Here is a 20831-nt window from a genome sequence, read left to right on the forward strand (position 1 = left end):
TCGGAGCAGCCGGAGTAGTCGGAGCAGCCGGAGTAGTCGGACTGCTTGGAGTAGTGCGACGGGGCACCGCGACCCACCGGGCCGCCGCGCGGACCAGAATGGAGACATGCCAGAAGGTGACTCCGTCTACCGCGTGGCGGCCCGGCTGCACGAGGCCCTCGCCGGCCGACAGCTGACCAGCGCCGACCTGCGGGTGCCCGCCCACGCCACCGCCGACCTCGCCGGCCGCCGGGTGCTCGAGGTCGCCCCGCGCGGCAAGCACCTGCTCACCCGCCTCGAAGGCGGCCTCACCCTGCACACCCACCTGCGGATGGACGGCCGCTGGGAGGTCTACTGCCCCGGCGAACGGTGGACCGGCGGCCCCGCCTGGCAGATCCGCGCCGTCCTCGGCACCGAACGGGGCACCGCCGTCGGCTACCGGCTGCCCGTCGTCGAACTGCTGCGCACCACCGACGAGCGGCGGATCGTCGGCCACCTCGGCCCGGACCTGCTCGGCTCCGACTGGGACCCGGTCGAGGCCGTCCGCCGTCTCCTCGCCCACCCGGGCCGCCCGGTCATCGAGGCCCTCCTCGACCAGCGCAACCTGGCCGGCATCGGCAATGTCTACGCCAACGAGCTGTGCTTCGTGGCCGGCGTGACACCGTGGACCGAGGTCGGCGAACTCCCGCACCCCGACCGGCTGGTGGAGCGCGCCCGGCAGATGCTGGACGCCAACAAGCTGCGCCCCGGCCACATCACCACCGGCGACACCAGGCCCGGCTACCAGCACTGGGTCTACGGCCGGGCCGGGCGGCCCTGCCCGCGCTGCGTCACCCCCGTCGTGACCGGGCGGCAGGGCTCGCCCCCACGGGACCGGGCGGTGTTCTGGTGCCCGTACTGCCAGCGCGGCCCCGCCCCGACCCCCGCCCGCCCCGGGAGGGGCAGGCCGCCGGGGCGGTGAGCGTGCGGGCCGCCCGGGGCGGCGGGTGGCGGGCCGGGGCGTTCGCCGGGGTTACGGGTGTTCGACCAGGGCGGGGTGGCGGGGGTCGTCCATGCGGATGGTGATGTCGGCGGCTTCGGCGGGGGCGGTTTCCGCCTCGTAGCGGGCGAAGGCGGGGAGGGTCCACTGCTGGTCGGCGGGGGTGCGGCGGGCCAGGGCGGCCGGGGTGAGGGCGAGGTGGACGGTCAGGTCCAGCGGCAGCCAGCGGCCGAGGAGGAGCCGGCCGTCCAGCAACAGGACGCCGCCGGGCGGGAGTCGGACGTACGGAGCGCGGGTGGAGCGGTCGGTGACCGGGTCGCGCAGGGAGGGCAGGACACGGCCGCTGCCGCCCGGCTCCAGCGGGTCGAGGACTTCGCGCAGCAGGGCGCCGTCGTCCAGCCAGAGGTCGTGGAAGGCGTCCGCGTCGTGGTGGCCGTACTCCAGCCGGATCGAGGCCGGGCGCAGGAAGTCCGCCGCCGACACCCGCAGCGTGGGGCGGCCGCGCAGCCGCAGCGGTTCCACCAGGGCGTCGGCGAGTGCCTCGGGGCGGGCGGCCGCGGCGCCGTCGACGGCCACCCGCAGCCGGCGCCCGACGGCGTCGGGCAGGGCGGTGATGCGGTCGGCGAGCAGCTCGGCCAGCTTGTCGGGGGAGATCGGGCGTACCTGCATCGGGCCATCCTGCCGCTTGGTGGACGCTTCGTGGAGCCGCTCAGGTCAGCGGGAGGGCGTACAGGATGTCGTCGTGGCCCGCGTAGAGGTGGCCGCCGTCGGCGGCGAGGCTCCAGACGTCCCGGCCGGGGCCCGAGTCGCGGAAGGTCCACCCCAGCTCGCCGGTCGCGGTGTGGATCGCGCTGACCCCGCCGACCGCCGTACCCGGCACGAACAGCGTGTGGTCGGCGACCAGGGGGTGGGTGCGGCGGTCCAGCAGGTACGGCAGGCGGCAGGTCCACTCGACGGCACCGGTGGTCGCGTCGTGGCCGGTGACGATGCCGTTGTCGCGCGCGACGTACACCCGCGGGCCGTCCGGGACGGGCGGCAGCGCCCGCCAGGACTCGCCCCGGGCGGGGGAGTACGTCCAGCGGGGCTCGCCGGTGGGGCGCAGCGCGCGCACGCCGCCGTTGCCGTCGGGGACGTAGACGTCCTGCGAGCCGGTGACGCACCAGCGCAGGTCCTCGTCGCCGGGGGCGGTCCACAGCTGCCGGCCGGTGGCGGCGTCCCGGGCCACCAGCTCGGCGCGGTTGCCGAGGAAGCGGACACAGGCCAGAAGGCTGTCGCCGATCATGGTGGCGGGGGTGACCGGCTGCTCCTCGCGTTCGGTGGGGACGGACCAGAGGAAGGAACGGTCGGCGACCCGCAGGGCGAACAGCCGGTTATCCGACGGGGCCTCCGGGGGCCGGGGGCCGGCCCAGGAGTAGCCGTACAGGGTGCCGTGGTCGTAGCCGGTGAGCCGGGTCTGGGTGCCCCCCAGCTCGTCGGGCAGCGGAAGGCTCCAGTCGGCGGCGGGGTCGGTGAAGTGGCGGGCTTCGAGGTGGCCCTCGTAGGTGGTGGCGAAGAGGCGGTCGGGCCCGACCACGACCTTGCCGAGCATGTCGAGGTCGCTGGGCCAGTCGCGGCTCTCCGGCGGGTCGAAGACCAGCAGCCGGGCGGCGGTGCCGTTGGCCGGGTCGAGGACCTGCAGGCCGGTCTTGGACAGGTAGACGGGGCGGCCCGGCGGGTCGGTGAGCCGTTCCGGGGTCATCGCCTGGGGGCCGCGGTAGGTCCAGGCCGGGGTCGGGCCGGAGAGCGCGGTCGGTTGCGGCCTGGTCGGCCTCGGCGCAACGGCGCCGCCGGCACCCGAACGGCCCAACGCCCAGACGGCCCCGCCCGCCGCGAGCACCCCGGCGCCGATCAGCATCCCGCGCCGGCTCAGCCGCGGCCCGTCGCCGCCCCCGCCGATCACGTCCTCGGGCGCCTCCCCGTTGCCGTCCTCCTCCCCGTCCCACTGCCACGACGCCTCGCGCGCGGCCCCCTCGGACGACGACTGCATACGGCTCTCGCTTCCCCGCCGGCGGCCTCACGCCGCCACCCGCCCGGAGGATATCGAACAGCCCCCGAACCGTCCGAAGCGGTGGAAGAGGCGGGGCGGGCGTCGTGGGCAGAGACGGACGCGGCTGTGCGGGGGTGGGCGTCAGGGCTTCTTCGGCGGGTGGTCCGCCAGGTCGGCGAGGACGTCGGCGTGGCAGGGCAGGGGTGCGCACCAGCAGCCGAGGCGGTGACCGCGCAGCGGCGGGACGAGGGCGAGGAGGTCGGGGCGGGCGAGGAGGTGGTCGCGGTACGCGGCGACCATCTCCTCGCGGGTGAGGTCGGGGCCCGGGCGGTACGGGCAGTGCAGCGGCGACTCGGCGAGGTGCCAGCCGCCGCGGTGCATGGCGCGGCCGACGTAGACGACGTCGTCGTAGTCGGGGTCGTCGCGGTGGCCCTTGAGGTTGACCACGGTGGTGCGGCGGGTCGTGCTCGGCATGCCGTCCATGCTGGTGCAAGCGGGGCGGCCCGGCAGCCCGGGGCGGGAGCGGGCTCGCCTTGACACGGTTCCGGGCCCGGCGTAGCAAAAGAGCATGCGCCATCCGGATGTGACCGGTGGGGACCCTGGGGCGCGGTCCGGGCCGGACCGGCCGCGGGAGCCCGGAGCCGACGCGCAGGTGCGCCGGGAGCTTCCGCGATCCGTGCGGGAAACGGCCCAGGGAGCGGACCGCCGACGGGACGAGCTGCTCGCGGTCGCCGTGCGCCGGGTGCTCGGCTCCACCGGGGCGTACGGCGCGATGGTGCACCTGCGTTCGCGGGACCGCCGCTCGCTGGTGCTGCACACGATCGCGGGGGTGCCGATGTCGGTGATGACCCCGTTCCGGCGGATCGCGGCGGCCGGGCCGCTGCCGGTCGCGGTCTGCTTCCGGACCGGGCACGAGATCGTCCTGTCCGACTCCGAGGACACCATGCGGCGCTTCCCGCAGCTCGCGGTCGGCCTGCCGTACGACTTCGCCTCGGCCTGCGTGCCGGTGGGGCACGGCCCCGAGCGGTTCGGGGTGCTGAGCGCGCTGTGGCCCGCCTCGGACGACGGGGTGCCGGGGCCGGCGGGCCCGGAACTCGCCGCCGTCGCTGCCGAACTGGGCGACAGGCTGGCCGAGTTGGCGGAGGCCGGGCAGTCCGTGGAGCCGGGCGAGGAGGCGGCCGTGGTCGAACTGCCGCCGCCGTCGGTGCCGACCACCCGGGTCGGGCTGTTCGACTGGAACGTGGTCACCGGGGCGCTCTCCGCCGACACGCGGTTCCGGGAGATCTTCGGGTTCGGGCCGGGGGAGTTCGACGGCACGGTGGCCGCCCTGAACCGCCGGGTCGCCCCCGGTGACCTGCCGGAGTTCCGGGCCGCCGCCCGGACCGCGCTGGAGCACGGCGAGGTGCTGGCCGCCCGGGTCCGGGTGCTCGGGCCGGACGGCCTGCCGTTCCCGGTGGAGCTGTGGGCGCGGGTGCCCGCGGCGATCTCGGACGGCCGGACCCACCTGGTGGGCGCCGTGCTGGACGTCCGGAGCCTGACCGCCGCCGCGGCCGCCGTCGAGCGGCTGCACGAGGGCGTGTTCTCGCTCGACCTGGACGGTCGGATCGGTTACGCCAACCGTGCCACCGAGCCCCTGCTGCGGGCCCGCCGCGAGGACCTGATCGGCCACCACCCCTGGGACGTCCTGCCCTGGCTCGCCGATCCCTTCTACGAGCACCGCTACCGCGCGGCGCTGCTCTCCCAGCGGCCCACCACCTTCCTGGCGGCCCGCCCACCGGACGGCTGGCTCGCCTTCTCGCTCTACCCCGACGCGCACGGCGTCACCGGCCGGGTCGTCGCCGCCGAACCCCTGCCCGGCGCCGCCGAGCCGCCGACCGGGCCGCCGCCGGCCGCCCGCACCGACGTCGGCGGCACCCACCACCTGCTCCAGCTCGCCAGCGCGCTCACCGAGGCGGTCACCGTGCGCGACGTGTGCCGGGCGGTGGCCGAGGAGATCCTGCCGGCCTTCGGCGGCCAGGAACTCGCCATCTACACGGTGCGCGACAAGCACCTGCACCTGGTCTCGCAGAGCGGCTACCCGGACGGCTTCCTGGACACCTTCGAGGGCACCCCGATCGACGCCCGCGTCCCCGGCGCGGAAACGCTCAGCACCGGAACCCCGATCTTCTTCGAGTCGGTGCGGGACCTCTCCGCCGCCTACCCGGGCCTGGCCCTCGACGAGATGGGCGCCTGGGCCTTCCTGCCGCTGATCGCCTCCGGCCGCCCGGTCGGCAGCTGCATCCTCGGCTTCGACCGCCCGCACCCGTTCACCGTCGAGGAACGCGGCCTGCTCACCGCCCTGGGCGGCTTCATCGCCCAGGCCCTGGAGCGCGCCCGGCTGTACGACGCGGAGTTCGCCCTGGCCCGCGGCCTGCAGCAGGCGCTGCTGCCGCACCGGCTGCCCGAGGTGCCCGGCATCCGGATCACCGCCCGCTACCTGCCCGGAACCCAGGGGATGGAGATCGGCGGCGACTGGTACGACGTGATCGTCACCGGCCGTGACGTCACCCTGGTGATCGGCGACGTCGAGGGCCACAGCGTCGCCGCCGCCGCCGCGATGGGCCAGCTGCGCAGCGCCGTCCGCGCCTTCGCGACCGGCGGCGACCCGCCCGACCAGGTGCTCGCGCGCACCAACCGGCTGCTGCTCGACCTCGACCCCGGGCTGCTCGCCAGCTGCTGCCTGGTCCGGCTCACCCCGGCCGACGGCGCCGCCCGGATCGCCCGCGCCGGGCACCTGCCGCCGGTGCTGCGCCACCCGGGCGGGCGGGCCGAGGCGCTGTACGTGGCGGGTGGACCGCTGCTCGGCGTGGACGAGCGGGCCGAGTACCCGGTCAGCGAACTGCGGCTGCGGCCGGGCGCGGTGCTCGCGCTGTACACGGACGGGCTGGTCGAGGACCCGGCGGTGGCGATCGACCAGGGCGTGGACCGGCTGCGCGCCGCGCTGGCCCGGGCCCCGGCGGGGGAGGGGCTGGAGGAGGCGGCCGAGCGGCTGCTGCGCGAGGTCGGCTCGACCCGCCGGGTGGACGACGTGGCGCTGCTGCTGACGGCCTTCGGCTGAGCGGGCGCCCGGGCGGACCCCACCGATGGACGTGACCAGGCGACTTTCGTCGGTGCCGGCGGCGACGAAGGAGGACGGCGGGGGCGTCGGCCGGCCGGTTAGCCTCGGCAGGTGGATGCGATCGCACGGGCCTGGAAGAAGGCGGTACGGACGGCGCTGCCGGGGCCCTGGCGGCCCCGGCGGGTGGTGGGCGAGGCCGCGCTCGCCCTGCTGATGGGCGGTCTGGCCGCCCTGCTGGAGACCCTTGCCGACACCGGCCTGGCGGTGCCCTTCGGCCTCGGCGTCGCGGCGCTGTGGGTGCTGCGGCGGGGGCTGCCGGCCACCGTGCTGCTCGCCGCCGCGGCGGCCTCCGGCTGGTCGGGGGGTCCGGTGCTGCTGCTGGTCTGCGCGGGCTGGACGGCCGGGGCGCGGATCCGCCGGGCCTGGACGCTGGTCGGCACCTTCGTCCTGGGCTGGGCGCTGTTCGTCGTGACGGGCGTACTGAAGGACGCCTCCTCGGTCTCGCCCAAGCTGGTCCTCGGGCTGTCGCTGGGCACCTTCCTGGTGCTCGCCGTGCTGCCCGCCCTGTACGGCCGCTACCGCGCGCAGCGGCGCGCCCTGCTGGACGCGCTGCGCGAGCGCAACGACCAGCTGCTGCGCGAGCGGGTCATGGTGGTGCACCAGGCACGGCTGCGCGAGCGGCACCGGATAGCCCAGGACATGCACGACAGCCTGGGCCACCAGCTGGCGCTGATCTCGGTGCACTCGGGCGCGCTGGAGGTGGACCGTGCGCTCACCGACCGGCAGCGGGAGGCGGTCGGGGTGCTGCGGCAGGCGGCGGTCGCGGCGATGCGCGAGCTGCGCGAGGTGGTCGGGGTGCTGCACGACGAGTCGACGGCGGCGCGGCCCACGGCGGGGGCACCGCCCGTGGTGGGGGCGGCGGCCGCGGCGCCCGCCCGGGGCGGGGTGGACGGGATCGACGGGCTGCTGCAGTCCTCCCGGGCGGCCGGGGCGGAGGTGACGCTCAGCCGGGAGGGCGAGCGGCGCCCGCTGCCGGCCGCGGTCGACCACGCGGCGTACCGGATCGTGCAGGAGGCGCTCACCAATGCGCACAAGCACGCCCCCGGCGCGCCGATCGGCGTCGCGCTCCGGTACGAGCCGGACGCGCTGGTGGTGGAGGTCACCAACACGCGCGCGCCGGAGCTGGTGGGCGTGCGCGCCGGAGCGGGCCAGGCCGTGAGCGGCGGTCAGGGGCTCACCGGGTTGCGGGAGCGCGCGAGGCTGGTCGGCGGCATGGTGCACGCCGGGCCGACGCCGGAGCACGGCTTCCGGCTGGCCGCCGTACTGCCGTACGAGGGGACGGAGGGCGACACGGAGGGCGCCGCCGCCGGGGCCGGGGCGGACCACTGGGTGTTCGAGGGCCTGCCGGCCGACGAGGCGGACGGCAAGCGGCGCAGTCCGGCGATGGGCTGCGCGGTCGGCGTGGTGGCGGTCGGGCTGACCGTGCTGGGGCTGCTGGTCTGGGGGGTCGTGGCCTTCGTCGACGGCAGCCGCGACGCGACGGTGAAGAAGACGCGGTACGACCGGATCGAGGTCGGCACGGCCGAGGCCGCGGTGCTGCGCGAACTGCCGTCCGGCAACGGCTTCTTCACCGACGACTACAAGCGCACCGGGCCGACCCTGCCGGAGGGCGCGCGGTGCCGCTGGTACCTCCTGGGCGGCCCGCCCGGTGAGACCTGGAACGAGCAGCACGTGGCGCGGTTCTGCTTCCGGGACGGGGTGCTGGTGGACAAGCAGGAGTACGTCGCCAAGGACTGATCGCGCGTGTGCCCGGGTCGGGGTCGGGGCTGGGGGGATCGGGGGCGGGGGTCGGGTCGCCGGGGGCCAAGGCCGGGGGGACCGGCGGTCCGGGCCGGGCGGCGGAGATGTGAGGATGGTCCCGCACCCGAAAGACCGTTCGAGGGGAATGACCAGCGTGATCCGAGTCCTCGTCGCCGACGACGAGCCGCTGATCCGGGCCGGCATCAGGATGATCCTCGGCTCCGCCGACGACATCGAGGTGGTCGCCGAGGCCGCCGACGGCCGGGAGGCGCTGGAGCTGGCCCGGGCGCACCGGGTGGACGTGGTGCTGCTGGACATCCAGATGCCGGTGATGGACGGACTGACGGCGCTCGGGGAGCTGGCGAGGGTCGCCCCCGGCGCGCGGGCGCTGATCCTCACCACCTTCGGGGAGCGCGAGAACGTCCTGCGCGCCGTGACCGAGGGCGGCGCCGGCTTCCTGCTCAAGGACACCGCGCCGAACGAGCTGATCCAGGCCGTCCGGGCGGCCGCCGGCGGGAACGCCTTCCTCTCCCCGGCCGCCACCCGACACATCGTCGACTCGCTGGCGGCCGGGCACAGCGGCTCGCTGGCCGCCCGCAGCGCCGCGGCCCGGCGCCGGCTGGAGGTGCTCACCGCGCGCGAGCTGGAGGTGCTGGCGCTGCTCGGCGAGGGCCTGTCCAACGCCGACGCGGGGGCCCGGATCCACATGAGCGAGGCGACGGTGAAGACCTACGTGAGCCGGATCCTGGCCAAGCTGGGCTGCGAGAACCGGGTCCAGGCCGCGCTGCTGGCGCGGGACGCGGAGCTCGACGGGCGGAGCTGAGCGCATTCGCGCGCTCACGGAACGTGGTCGGTGTGGTGGATGCCACTCGGCGGCTCCGTGGAGCCGGGAACTCCGGGTGTACTGGTGACGGTGCGTCAGTTCGCGGTCGCCATGAGTGGATGGTGTGCCGGATCTCGCGAATGGACAGATGTGAGCGAGGGCACGGGATCTGATCATTTGATCTCGAAAACCCGGTCAAACCCGGTCAAACCGGGCGCCGTTTCTTGATCGATACCGCCGGTAACAGTCAACTGACCTGCGACGTCGAAGAATTGCTTGCTGAGCCCGGGGGATGCCCCCTAGCTTCATTGGCGGCGCAACGAGCGCCACCCGGGTTCACCCCGACGCACTGCCCGCCGACTGACCCACGGCGCGAGGGCGGTGCCGCCGACCAGGCCGGCTCGAACCGGCCCCGGCGAGCGGAGGGTGACCGGGGCGGCACGGTACGTCCGACACGTGCCCGGCCGCCCGTCGAGTGAGGTGAGCGGACACCACCGGCCCATGTCCCGGGCCTGGTTCCGCCTGCCCGCCCGGGGCTTGTCGAGAGGATCTGTATGAATCCCCGTCACGAGACCGCCGCTGCCACCGAGACCACCACCACCAAGCGCAACCGCGTGCGGATGGCGGTCGTCGCGGGCGCCGCCGCCGCGGCCCTGCCGGTGGTCGGCCTCGTCACGGCCACGTCGGCCTCCGCCGCACCGGCCTCCGCCTGGGACTCCGTCGCCCAGTGCGAGAGCGGCGGCAACTGGAGCATCAACACCGGCAACGGGTTCCACGGCGGCCTGCAGTTCTCCCCCGGCACCTGGAAGGCGTACGGCGGCACCGCGTACGCCCCCCAGGCCAACCAGGCGACCAGGGCGCAGCAGATCGCGGTCGCCGAGAAGGTGCTCGCCTCGCAGGGCCCGGGCGCCTGGCCGGTCTGCTCGAAGAAGGCGGGCCTGAGCAAGGGTGGCGCCCCCGCCGCCGTCGACACCTCCTCGAACGCCGCGCCGGCCGCCACGCCCGCCGCCAAGCCGGCGACCAAGGCGGCGAAGCCCGTGGCCAAGCCGGCCCCGGCGGCCCCGATGGCTCCGATGGCCAAGCAGCAGGCGCCCCAGGCCGCCGACCCGGCACCGGGACGTCCGTCCGCCAAGCCGGTGCAGTCCGCGCCGGCCGCGCCGACGAACAGCGCCGGCGGCAGCTACACCGTCAAGAGCGGTGACACCCTGAGTGACATCGCGGCCAAGTTCAGCGTCGACACCGACCACCTCTACCAGCAGAACGTGCGCGTCATCGGTGGCAACCCGGACCTGATCTTCCCGGGCCAGACCCTGACCGTCTGACGGCCCGCAACCGTCTGACACCCGCAAGCCGTCTGACGGCCCGCAACCATCTGACGGAGGTTCCGAGCGGGCCTGCGACGGAGTGCCCGACCCAGCCTCCGACGGAGCCTCGCGACCCGGCCGAGCGGCTGCCCCCTGTGCGGGGGGCGGCCGCTCGGCGCGGTGCGTTCCCGGGGCGGCGCCCGCTGGTCCGGGACGGCGGGCGGCGGGTCGAATCGCACGGGGCGGCCGGCCGTCGGGTCGCACGACCGGTAGGCGGCGCGCACGCCGGGGTGCGGGGGCGCTTCGAAGCATGGTTGAAGGTTCAACGCGACGTCCGAATCCCGCCGGAGGTTTGCCGCGCCTCGGACCAGGATCGAGTCATGTCCGAGATCGGAACGAGGAGTTCTGGAGATATGACGATGAACGGAACCGCGGTGCTCGACGGCAAGGTGGCCCTGGTGACCGGCGGCAGCAGGGGGATCGGGGCGGCGGTCGCGCTGCGGCTGGCCGAGGACGGCGCCGATGTGGTGCTGACCTACCAGGGCGGCGCGGAGCGGGCCGAGGAGGTCGCCGCGAAGATCACCGCGATGGGGCGGACCGGCTGGGCCGTCCGCGCGGACAGCGCAGACCCGCAGGCGATACAGGCCGCGGTGGCGGCGGTCGCCGAACGGTTCGGGCGACTGGACGTCCTGGTGAACAACGCCGGTGTCGGCGCCCTCGGCCCGATCGGCGAGCTGGCTCCGGCCGACGTCGACCGGGTGCTGGAGGTGAACGTCCGGGCGCCCTTCCTGTTCGCCCAGGCGGCCTCCGCACACCTGGCCGAGGGCGGACGGGTCGTCACCATCGGCAGCTGCATCGCCAAGCGGGTCGCCTTCCCCGGCGCCACGCTGTACGCGACCAGCAAGGCCGCGCTGATCGGGCTCACCAAGGCGCTGGCCCGGGAGCTCGGCCCGCGCGGGATCACCGCCAACCTGGTGCACCCGGGCCCGATCGACACCGACATGAACCCCGCCGACGGACCGGCGGCGGAGTTCCAGGCCGGGCTCACCGCGCTCGGCCGCTTCGGGACCGCCGCGGAGGTCGCGGCCGCCGTCGCCTACCTGGTCGGCGAGGACGGCCGGTACGTGACGGGCGCGGAGCTGGCGGTGGACGGCGGCTTCGCGGCCTGACCCGCGCGGTGGACGGCCCTCGACCCGTCCACCCACGGGGGAGGTGTCGTGCCGGGCGGTCGTCGGCGCTCGCGCTTACGATCGCCCGGCACGACCCGTGCCCCGACCGAGAGGTGTGCCATGACCGCAGCGGAAGACCCGATCGGACTGCTCGCCCGGGCCCTCGCGCAGACCGCCGGGCTGATCGACGGCACCGGCGTCGAACTGGCCGGCCATCCGACCCCCTGCCGTTCCTGGGACGTCGGCGACCTGGTCAGCCATCTGCTCCACGACCTGCGGCAGTTCACCGTACGGGCGAAGGGCGGGCAGCCGGACTGGTCGCAGCCCTTCGAACGCGTCGAGGAGGACTGGCTGCACGCCTTCGAAGCCGGGGCCGAGGAGCTGGCCGACGCCTGGCGCGCGGCCGGCGACCTCGGCGGGACACTGGAGATGCCCGGGGGCGGCACCGTGCCGGCGCGCTTCCCGGTGGACCAGCAGATCGCCGAATTCGCCGTCCACGACTGGGACTTGGCCCGAGCCACCGGGCAGTCCACCGAGGGCCTGGACCACGAGGTCGCGCTCGCCGCGCTGGCCTGGGCCGAGGGCGCGCTCAAGCCCGAGTACCGCGGCGCCGAGGAGGACCACCACGCCTTCGGCCCGGCCGTCGCCGTGCCCGAGGACGCGCCGCCGTACGACCGGCTCGCCGCGTTCTTCGGCCGCGACCCGGCGGCGCCGGTCACCGGGTGACGGGGGCGGCGGGGACGGTCGAACGGAGTCGGCCCGGCCGTCGGCCGAGGCCGTCCCGCCGCAGTACGGCCGACGCGGCGCCGCACGGGGAGGCGGCCCTGCCTGCGTCGTTGCAGTGGTCGAAGGCGGTGGCAGTGGCAGTGGTGGCGGTGGCAGTGGCGAGGGAGCGGGCGGTGGTGCTGACGGTGGTGGCGCCACGGAACTCGTCCACGGAGACGTGGGAGGTGCTCGCGCGCGGGTAGGTGGCGCGGATGGAGTCGGCGGTGGTCAGCGCCGAGGCGGCGAAGGCGGCGAGGACGAGGACCCGGCGGCGCAGCGAGTCGGTCACGTCCCCGACGAGCTGGAACCGGTCGTCGTGGCTGTCGGTGACCGTGACCGGGCCGGGACAGGTGGTGGTCAGCATCATCGACACGACCAGGGCGTCCCCCGGGGCCGCCGCGGCCCGCACCGGGAGGGCCAACTCGGTGCTGGGGATGTCCTGTTGTTCGACGGCGGTGTGGGCCACCCAGGACAGTGCCGAAAGGTCGGCCGAGGATCCGCGGGCCTCCGGCTGTGGCTCGGGGCTGGGTGAATCACCGTGCGCGGAAGGGCAGTTGTCGGCGTCGAGCGAGCCGTCGGGCGCCCGGGTGGCGACCAGGCCGAGCGTGCCCGACACGCCGAGCACCAGGCCGAGGAGCAGGCTGAACGCGTGGGTCCAGAGCCGGGGAAGTCCCCGGCGGGGAGCGGCCGGGAACGTGGCGGGCCGCGGCAACGGAACCGGGCCGGCCGGAACCGGGCCGGCCGGAGCCGGAAGGGCGAGGGCCGGAGGAGCGGGGGCCGAGGGAGTGGGAGGGGGAGACGGGGCCGGAGCGGCGGGCGGCTTCCCGCCGTCGGCGGCGGTTCTCCAGCGGTGGTGCCACTCCTCCTCGTCTCCGCCGCAGGCCCGGACGAAGGCCCTGGTCGTGGGCCAGGACGGAAGGCGCGAGCCGGTGACCGCCTCGAAGAGCGTGGTGTGCGAGATGCAGCCGACGGCCCTCGCCATCGTGCGGAACGAGGGCTGGCCGGCGTCCAGGCGGAGCGTGCGCAGTTCGGCTGCGAAGTCCTCCTCGCACCGAGGCTGTGCGGTTCCTCCGGATTGCGCTTCCTGATCCGCCATGACGCCCCCTGTTGTCAGACAGTGTCAGAACCACCCGCGACGGCCTTTGTTGCGTACGGATCATAGTCGCGGGCGGCGGCGGGGGAAGCGTGTTCGGCGGCGGCGGTGAAGGTTGTCGGCCGGTGCTGGTCGCCGGGTGCCCCGCCCGCCGGGCCCGGGGCACGCGCGGGTCAGTGCGGCTGGTGGGCGGCCGCCTGCTTGATCGCCTCGCGGATGCGCGGGTAGGTGCCGCAGCGGCAGACGTTCTGGATCTGGTCGATGTCCGCGTCCGTCGGGTTGGGCGTGCGGCGCAGCAGCGCGACGGCCGCCATGATCTGCCCGGGCTGGCAGAAGCCGCACTGGGCGACGTCGCAGGAGAGCCAGGCCTCCTGGACGGGGTGCAGGGTCTCGCCGTCGGCGAGGCCCTCGATGGTGGTGACGGTGTGGCCCGCGCAGTCCTTGACGGACCGGGTGCAGGGCTGGAACTCCTGGCCGTCGAGGTGGCTGGTGCAGGCGCGGCAGACGCCCACCCCGCAGCCGTACTTGGGGCCGGTGACACCGAGTTTGTCGCGCAGCACCCAGAGCAGCGGCATGTCGTCCGGGGCCTCGACGGTGACGGGCTGCCCGTTGAGGACGAAGGTGTGGGTGGGCATGGGGAGTCGGGATCCTCGGCTCTTGAAGGTCGTCGGCTGGTTCAGAAGTTGATGGGGAAGGTGCGCGGGCTGGTACCGGTCGCGCGGGCGTAGGCGTTGGCGACCGCGGCGCAGGCCGCCGGGACGCCCAACTCGCCGGCGCCGCCCGGCGGTCCGCTCGGCGGCATCAGGTGGATCTCGACCACCGGCGGGGTGTGCCGCTGCCGGGCGTAGTGGAAGTCGCCGTAACTTCCTTCCCGGAACGCGCCGTTGTCGAGGTGGTTGCCGGCCTGGAGGATCACCGAGATGCCGTCGACCAGCGCGCCGGTCAACTGGGCCTCCAGACCGGTGGGGTTGATGACCCGGCCGACGTCGGCGGCGACCACCGCCTTGGTGACCCGGGGGTTGGCGCGGTCGGTGGCGTCCAGTTCGACCAGGTACGCGGCGATGCCGCCGTTGTCGTCGTGGTAGCCGATGCCCTGGGCCTGGCCGGGGGGCATCGGGCGGCCCCAGTTCCCCTTCGCGGCGACGGTGTCCAGGACGGCCTGTCCGGCGTGGCTGCGCAGCCGGGCGCGGCGGAAGGCGACCTCGTCCTGGCCCATCCGACGAGCCAGTTCGTCCATCACGATCTCGTCGGAGACCCGGACGGTGCCCGAGTAGACCGAGCGCCAGCTGCCGGTGTGCAGGTCCAGTGGGACCTCGGCGAGCAGCTGGGTGGGGATGCCGACGTTGTACGGGTTCTTCTCGGTGAGCAGGAAGAACAGCTCGGAGGTGGTGAGCCCGGCCAGCGGGAGGTTGTAGCCGGCGGCGGTGAGGGCGTCGCCGAGGCCGTGGCCGAAGTCGGTCTGCACACTGGCGGCGCGGTGCTCCCAGCTGAGCACGTGGTCGAGTCCGTAGACGGCCCGGATCCGGTGGTGGCTGGCCGGGCGCATCCGGCCGTGCCGCATGTCGTCGTTGCGGGTCCACATCAGCTTGACCGGGCGGCCGGCGGCCTTGGAGATCCGGGCGGCCTCCAGGGCGGCGTCGAAGAACAGCCGTCGGCCGAACGAGCCGCCGCCGCGCACCACGTGGACGGTGACGGCGTCCTGCGGCAGGCCGAGTTCGGCGGCGATGGTGTGCTGGGCGACGATCGGGCTCTGCGCGGCGAACCACAGCTCGGCCCGGTTCGGCCGGACGTCGGCGACGGCGGTGAGCACCTCCATCGGGGCGTGGTTGACGAAGGCGAAGTCGAACTCCGCGTCCAGGTGCTGGGCGAGCAGCGGAGGGGGGAGGAAGGGCAGGTGGGCGGCGCGCAGCCGCTCCCTGATGTCGTCGGTGGACAGCCCCGCGACCGGGCCCGGGTTCCAGGTGGTGCGCAGCGCGTCGCGGGCCTTGAGTGCCTGGTCGAAGGTCTCGGCGAGGACGGCGACGCCGCTCGGGATCTGCACCACGCCCAGCACCCCCGGCATGGCGCGGGCGGCGGAGGCGTCCAGGGACCTGAGGGTGCCGTTGACGGTGGTGGGGCGGGCGACCACCGTCGGTACGGCGCCCGGGATCTGCAGGTCCCCGGTGTACTTGGCGCGGCCGGTGACGATGTCGCGGGCGTCGATCCGGCCGGTCGGCCTGCCGACCAGCCGCAGCTGGTCGGCGGCCTTGGGGAGGGCGGGGACGGCGGGCGTGGCGATCGCGGCGTCGGCGGCGAGCTCGCCGTAGCCGAGCCGGCGGCCGTCGGGGGCGAGGACGGCGGAGTCGGCGGTGCGCAGCGTGGTCGCGGGAACGTTCCAGCGCCTGGCGGCGGCGGTCACCAGCCGGGCGCGGGCGGCGGCGGCCGCGCCGCGCACCGGGTCGTACAGCGAGCGGATGGAGTTGGAGCCGCCGGTCAGCTGGTTGAAGAGCAGTTCGGGGCGGCCGTCGGAGAGCGGCACGTCCACGTCGGTGAGCCGGGCGTCGAGCTCCTCGGCGACCAGCATCGCGATCGCGGTGGTCAGGCCCTGGCCGACCTCCAGCCGGGGCAGGTACAGCGCGGCGCGTCCGGCGGGGGTGACTTCGAGGACCAGCAGGTGCGAGGTCGGCAGTCCGGCGAGGATCATCGCGTCGCCGAGGTCGACGATGTCCGGGATGCCGGGCAGGCCGAGCAACTGCGGGGGCGCGGCGGCGTCCCGGGCGGCTTCGGCGGCGTGGACGGCCTGTCCGCTGCCCGGGGTGGCGGCCTGCGCGGTGGCGGGGGCGGCGGCGTCGAGGCCGAGGCGGGCGGCGACGGTGAGGGTGGGCGCGGCCAGCAGGTAGGTGAGGAAGCGGCGGCGACCGGCGGGCTCGGCCTCGGCGGGTGCGGCTCCGGCAGTCCGTGCTCCGGTGGCCTCGGTGGCCCGGCCCCGGCGGCGGAGGGTGCGGGGGTGTCCGGCGTCGCCCGGGTGGCCGGTGGAGTCCGAGGGGGCGATGGAGGTGCTGATGGGAGGGGCCCTTCGAGCCGGAGACGGCACCGGATCGGGCGGGCACGGGGCCCCGGCCCCGGTGCCGGATCGCGAACGCCGTTGAGCATAAAAGGGCGCTACTGACGGGTCAACACGGTCAAAGTTGGACCCTGGACTGGCTGATGGGGCTTTTGCAGCGTTCGGCGGGAGCGGATTCGGAGCGGGTACGGACGGCGCTTCGGCGGCGGGGGCGAGGCCCGCCTGAGACGCTCCCAAATCGCCCGGAGAGCCCAACGAGCCGCTGTCGTACGAGGGTTCAGCGCTCGGTCGGCGGTGCGGAGACGGACGGAAGTGGCCCAGGGAATCCCTTGATCACTGGACCTGTCGGATGGGCCAGTTTCTGCCTAGGGTGGGTGGCGAACCGTCGCTGACGGTTGTGAACTCCCGGCTCGCGCGCCGCTCGCCGTCCCGGTGCTGTCGCCCGTCCGTGGGCGGCCACCCACGGACGGGCGAACGGTGACGGTCCGTGACCAGTGAAGGAGAGACGTGCCGACCGACAGAGCCGCCCGGTGGGGCAGCCTCCTTCCGTCCGCCGGCCCCCAGCGGACCCTGGCCGCAGCCCAGTTGGCGAGCGCGGTGGGCGACGGCGCGTACTACACCTGCTCCGCGCTCTACTTCACCCGCGTCGTCGGCATGTCACCGACCGCCCTCGGACTCGGCCTCGCGGTCGGCTGGGCGCTAGGCTCCGTCGCGGGCGTCCCACTCGGCCACCTCGCCGACCGGCGCGGCCCGCGCCGCACGGCGGTGGCGCTCGGACTCGCGGCCGCGGCCGTGGTCGCCGCCTTCCTGGTGATCCGCTCCTACCCGCTGTTCCTCCTCGCGGTCTGCCTCTACGCCACCACGCAGTCCGGGCTGACCGCGGCCCGGCAGGCGCTGGTCGCCGGCCTGGTGCCACCCGGCGAACGGACCGGCCTGCTCGCCCACCTGCAGTCAACCCTCAACGGGGGACTGGCCGTCGGCGCGGCCGTCGGCGGCATCGCGCTGAGCGTCGGCACCCGCGCCGCGTACCTGAGCGCCTTCGTCCTCACCACGGTCGGCCTCCTGATCGGCGCCCTGCTCCTGCGGCGACTGCCCGAAGTCCCGCCCGCCGCCGAGGAGTCCGGCACCGGACCGCGGCTGGCCGTGCTGCGCGACCGGCGGTACGCCGCCGTCACCTTGCTCAACGCCATCCTGCTGCTGCGGATGCCGCTGCTCAGCCTGATCATCCCGCTCTGGATCGCCCAGCGCGCCCCCGCGATCGGCTGGCTCGGCTCGGCGCTGTTCGTGCTCAACACCCTGGCGGTGCTGGTCTTCCAGGTCCGGGCGGCGCGCGACGTCACCGGGCTGGACACGGCCGCGCGGGCGGTCCGCTCCGCCGGGGTGCTGCTGCTCGGCTGCTGCGTCGTCTTCGGACTGTCCGCGCTGGACGTGCCGGTGTGGGCGGTCGGCGCCCTGCTGGTCGCCGCGTCCGTACTGCAGGTGGCCGGCGAGATGCGGCAGTCGGCGGGCTCCTGGCAGATCGGCTTCGACCTCGCCCCGCCCGACCGGATCGGCCAGTACCAGGGCTTCTTCGGCACCGGCGTCGCCGTCGCCCGCACCCTCGGGCCGCTGCTGCTCACCACCCTCCTGCTGGACGGAGGCCTGGCGGGCTGGCTGGTCCTGGGCGGGGTGTTCCTCGTCGCGGGGTACGCGATGGGGCCGGTCGCCCGCTGGGCGGAGCGCGACCGAGGCCAGATGGCGTCATCCGCGTCACCGGCGTCGCGGGTCGTGGCGGGCACCACGGCGGACGGGTCGTAGCAGCGCGACGGACAGGGCATAACGGAGCGTAGCGGCGCGGGGCCGCCCGGAAACCGGTGGCCCCCGCCCGCCACCCACTGGCATGCTGGCCGCGTGGACAGACCCCAGATCTGGCTCGACTTCGCCCCCGAGCTGCACCTCTTCGTCTCCGCGCCCCGGCGGGCCGGCCGGACCGAGCTGCGCACCGACGGCACCTCCACCCTCGGCCACGTCGTCGAGTCCCTGGGCGTCCCGCTCACCGAGGTCGGCGCCCTGCTGGTGGACGGCCGGACCGTCCCCGACGCGCACGTCCCGGCCGACGGCGAGCACATCACCGTCCGGGCCGTGACCAGGCCGCAGCCCTCGCCCACCCCGCCCCGCTTCCTGCTCGACGTCCACCTCGGCACCCTCACCCGTCGGCTGCGCCTGCTCGGCGTGGACGCCGCGTACGAGAACCCCGACATCGGCGACGCCGCGCTGGCCGCCCGCTCCGCCGCCGAACAGCGCGTCCTGCTCTCCCGCGACCGCGGCCTGCTGCGCCGCCGCGAACTGTGGGCCGGCGCCTACGTCTACAGCCACCGCCCCGCCGAGCAACTGCGCGACGTGCTCTCCCGCTTCGCGCCGCCGCTCGCCCCCTGGAGCCGCTGCACCACCTGCAACGGCACACTGCGCACCGCCACCAAGACCTCGGTGCGCGAGCAGCTGCGGGACGGCACCGAACGCTCCTACGACGCCTTCGCCCAGTGCACCGAATGCGGCCAGGCCTACTGGCGCGGCGCCCACCACGCCCGACTGGAGGCGATCGTCGCCGAGGCGGTGCGCGACTACGGGAACGACCAGGGCCATCTCGGGGTCGTCTCCGGGTAGTTCACCCTGGCGGGCGGCCGCGCGGCCGTGGTCCCATCGGCGACGGGGGCGAGACCACGCTACTCGTTCGCACGAGAGAGGCCAGGTCGTCGGATGAGCGATCAGACAGCACGGCAACACTTCCGCACCGCGGACGGCGAGGGCCGGCCGGACAGAAGGCCCCGGGAACGGGGAGGCGACCGCCCGATGAGGCGCGCCACGCTGCGCCGCCCGCTCGCGACGCTGGTCGCGGCTGCGACCGCTGCCGTGCTCGGGGTCGGGGTCGGGGTCGTCCCGGCAGCCGCCGCGCCCCTTGCCGGGCCCGCCGTTGAGCCCGCGGCAGGGCCCGTCACCGGGCCCGTCCTGCCGCATCTGCAGTCGCGCTACGTGACCATGCCCGACGGAGTCCGCCTCGCCGTCGACATCTACCTGCCCGAGGGCACCCGGGCCGGCGCCGACCTCCCCACCGTCCTGGTCACCCAGCGCTACTGGCGGGCCAAGGTCCAGGCCGGCCGGCCCGGCGGCGCCGGCGGTGAGGCCGAGCAGTGGACCGACCACGGCTACGCCTACGTCATCGCCGACCTGCGCGGCACCGGCGCCTCCTTCGGCACCCTCACCTCCGAACTCGGCGCCGACGCCATCGCCGACAGCGGCACCCTCAGCGACTGGATCGCCGCCCAGCCCTGGTCCAACGGCCGGGTCGGCACCACCGGCATCTCCTACAGCGGCGACACCGCGATGCTCGCCACCGCCCTCGGCAACCACCACATCACCGCCGCCGCGCCGATCTCCTACGACTTCGACCCGTACGAGGACCTGGTGCGCCCCGGCGGCGCGCTCATCGAACCCCGGCTCGCCCCGTACGCCCTCCTGCTGCGCATCCTCGACCAAGCCGGCGGCACCACCTGCGAGACCGACGAACAGACCCGGCAACTCTGCGCGCGCACCGGCCTCACCGGCCTCCAACCCCGCCCCGTCGACGGCCCCGACGGACCGGCCCTGCTCGCCGCCGCCCGTGCCGAGCACGCCGGCAACGCCAACCTGGTCGACATGGCGACGTCCGGCGTCCACCGCGACTACCAGGACGGCCCGAAGAGCTGGACGGTCGGCAGCGTCGGCGACAAGACCGACGCCGTCCGGACGGGCAAAATCCCCATCCTCACCAGGGCCGGCTGGCTCGACGCGGGCACCGCCAACGGCGTGCTCTCCCAGTTCGCCGGCCTCTCCAACACCCAGGACGACTGGATCGGCCCCTGGAACCACGGCGCCGGCTGGCTCGCCGACCCGTTCCAGCCCGCCCGTCCGCTCACCAGGCAGGAGCGCGACCAACTCGACCAGCGCACCTACGACTTCTTCGAACGCTACGTGCGGGCCGACGCCCGCCCCGACGGCCGACGACAGGTGCACTACTACACCTTCAACGAGGACGTCTGGCGCACCACCACCCGCTGGCCGGTGCCCGGCACCCGCACCCAGTCGTTCTACCTCGCGGCCGGCAACACGCTCGGCCGCCGCCCGGAGGACCGCCGCACCGGCACCGACCCGCTGCGCCTCGACCCGACCGCCGGCACCGGCCCGCTGGACCGCTGGAACACCAACCTCAGCGGCGCCGAGGTCAGTTACCCCGACCGCGCCGCCGTCGACGCCAAGCTGCTCAGCTACACCACGGCGCCGCTGACCGCCGACACCCGGGTCACCGGGAACGGGAAGGTCACCCTCGACGTGACCGGCCTGGCCGGCTCGGCCCGGGGCGCCCTGCACGTGTACCTGGAGGACGTCGGACCGGACGGCCGGGTGACCTACCTGACGGAAGGCCAACTGGCGCTGACCGAAAGGGCAGTGGCCGACCGGGACGACAACCCCGACTGGCGCCGGCTGCGCACCCCGCGCACCTATGCGGCGGCGGACGCCGAGGACTTCCCGCAGGGGCACGCCCAGCGCGTCACCATCGACCTGCAGCCGGTCTCCGTACTCTTCCGGGCCGGCGAGCGGATCCGGCTCACCGTGGCCGCCGCCAACCCCGACTCCTTCCAGCTGCTCCCGGCCGACGGACAGGCCTCCTACCGGATCGGCTGGGGCGGCGACCGGGCATCGGTGCTGGACCTGCCGGTCGTGCGCTGACACGTGACCC

Annotated in this window: 16 protein-coding genes; 10 read left to right on the forward strand and 6 right to left on the reverse strand. The window is 75.1% G+C overall.

The genetic code is table 11. The annotated features are described in order from the left end of the window. The first annotated feature begins 106 nt into the window (after window positions 1–106). On the forward strand, window positions 107–940 hold the full coding sequence (locus ACZ52J_RS11880) for a DNA-formamidopyrimidine glycosylase family protein (protein ID WP_465617838.1): 834 nt from the start codon (window positions 107–109) through the stop codon (window positions 938–940). Window positions 941–991: 51 nt separating this feature from the next. Here ACZ52J_RS11880 and ACZ52J_RS11885 read toward each other — a convergent pair whose 3' ends face one another. The 3 genes from ACZ52J_RS11885 to ACZ52J_RS11895 all read right to left on the reverse strand — a co-directional run bounded on the left by ACZ52J_RS11885 (window position 992) and on the right by ACZ52J_RS11895 (window position 3458). After that, the gene (locus tag ACZ52J_RS11885) at window positions 992–1627 is read right to left on the reverse strand and encodes a nucleoside/nucleotide kinase family protein (RefSeq protein WP_465617840.1); all 636 of its coding nucleotides are present in this window, start codon (window positions 1625–1627) and stop codon (window positions 992–994) included. A gap of 40 nt (window positions 1628–1667) precedes the next feature. Beyond that, window positions 1668–2984 (reverse strand): outer membrane protein assembly factor BamB family protein, encoded by a 1317-nt coding sequence (locus ACZ52J_RS11890; RefSeq protein WP_465617842.1) that lies wholly within the window; start codon window positions 2982–2984, stop codon window positions 1668–1670. A 141-nt stretch (window positions 2985–3125) separates the two neighbouring features. Next, entirely contained in the window at window positions 3126–3458 is a 333-nt protein-coding gene (locus tag ACZ52J_RS11895; protein WP_465617844.1) for a DUF4326 domain-containing protein, read from the reverse strand. A 202-nt stretch (window positions 3459–3660) separates the two neighbouring features. On the opposite strand from ACZ52J_RS11895, the gene ACZ52J_RS11900 reads away from it, so the two are divergent. The 6 genes from ACZ52J_RS11900 to ACZ52J_RS11925 all read left to right on the forward strand — a co-directional run bounded on the left by ACZ52J_RS11900 (window position 3661) and on the right by ACZ52J_RS11925 (window position 11903). Then, window positions 3661–6081 (forward strand): SpoIIE family protein phosphatase, encoded by a 2421-nt coding sequence (locus ACZ52J_RS11900; RefSeq protein WP_465617851.1) that lies wholly within the window; start codon window positions 3661–3663, stop codon window positions 6079–6081. Between the two features lie 111 nt (window positions 6082–6192). Further along, window positions 6193–7878 (forward strand): sensor histidine kinase, encoded by a 1686-nt coding sequence (locus ACZ52J_RS11905; protein ID WP_465617853.1) that lies wholly within the window; start codon window positions 6193–6195, stop codon window positions 7876–7878. Between the two features lie 157 nt (window positions 7879–8035). Beyond that, window positions 8036–8704 (forward strand): response regulator transcription factor, encoded by a 669-nt coding sequence (locus tag ACZ52J_RS11910; protein ID WP_360494158.1) that lies wholly within the window; start codon window positions 8036–8038, stop codon window positions 8702–8704. A 554-nt stretch (window positions 8705–9258) separates the two neighbouring features. Next, complete coding sequence (locus ACZ52J_RS11915; RefSeq protein WP_465617855.1) at window positions 9259–10026, forward strand: transglycosylase family protein; 768 nt, start codon at window positions 9259–9261, stop codon at window positions 10024–10026. Between the two features lie 395 nt (window positions 10027–10421). After that, complete coding sequence (locus ACZ52J_RS11920; RefSeq protein WP_465617857.1) at window positions 10422–11177, forward strand: SDR family NAD(P)-dependent oxidoreductase; 756 nt, start codon at window positions 10422–10424, stop codon at window positions 11175–11177. 120 nt (window positions 11178–11297) lie between these two features. Further along, complete coding sequence (locus ACZ52J_RS11925; protein WP_465617859.1) at window positions 11298–11903, forward strand: TIGR03086 family metal-binding protein; 606 nt, start codon at window positions 11298–11300, stop codon at window positions 11901–11903. Here ACZ52J_RS11925 and ACZ52J_RS11930 read toward each other — a convergent pair. From ACZ52J_RS11930 to ACZ52J_RS11940, 3 genes are all read right to left on the reverse strand, one after another. Beyond that, a complete protein-coding gene (locus ACZ52J_RS11930; RefSeq protein ID WP_465617862.1) occupies window positions 11893–13038 on the reverse strand; it encodes a helix-turn-helix domain-containing protein in 1146 nt (381 codons plus the stop codon). The two genes, ACZ52J_RS11925 and ACZ52J_RS11930, sit on opposite strands and share 11 nt — an antisense overlap. A 170-nt stretch (window positions 13039–13208) precedes the next feature. After that, window positions 13209–13670 carry a (2Fe-2S)-binding protein gene (locus ACZ52J_RS11935; protein WP_360493692.1) on the reverse strand — a complete coding sequence of 154 codons (462 nt, stop codon included), beginning with the start codon at window positions 13668–13670 and terminating at the stop codon, window positions 13209–13211. Window positions 13671–13711: 41 nt separating this feature from the next. Further along, window positions 13712–16108, reverse strand: coding sequence for a xanthine dehydrogenase family protein molybdopterin-binding subunit (locus tag ACZ52J_RS11940; RefSeq protein ID WP_465617864.1), 2397 nt, complete (start codon window positions 16106–16108; stop codon window positions 13712–13714). Between the two features lie 477 nt (window positions 16109–16585). Here ACZ52J_RS11940 and ACZ52J_RS11945 point away from each other — a divergent pair, with 477 nt between their 5' ends. From ACZ52J_RS11945 to ACZ52J_RS11955, 3 genes are all read left to right on the forward strand, one after another. After that, on the forward strand, window positions 16586–17875 hold the full coding sequence (locus ACZ52J_RS11945; RefSeq protein ID WP_465617866.1) for an MFS transporter: 1290 nt from the start codon (window positions 16586–16588) through the stop codon (window positions 17873–17875). 93 nt (window positions 17876–17968) lie between these two features. Then, the gene (locus ACZ52J_RS11950) at window positions 17969–18721 is read left to right on the forward strand and encodes a Mut7-C RNAse domain-containing protein (RefSeq protein ID WP_360493700.1); all 753 of its coding nucleotides are present in this window, start codon (window positions 17969–17971) and stop codon (window positions 18719–18721) included. Window positions 18722–18907: 186 nt separating this feature from the next. Continuing rightward, window positions 18908–20821: a CocE/NonD family hydrolase gene (locus ACZ52J_RS11955; protein ID WP_465617869.1), complete on the forward strand. Its 1914-nt coding sequence runs from the start codon at window positions 18908–18910 to the stop codon at window positions 20819–20821. Window positions 20822–20831: the final 10 nt, after the last annotated feature.

The sequence above is a fragment of the Kitasatospora sp. NPDC034035 genome, assembly GCF_055575755.1.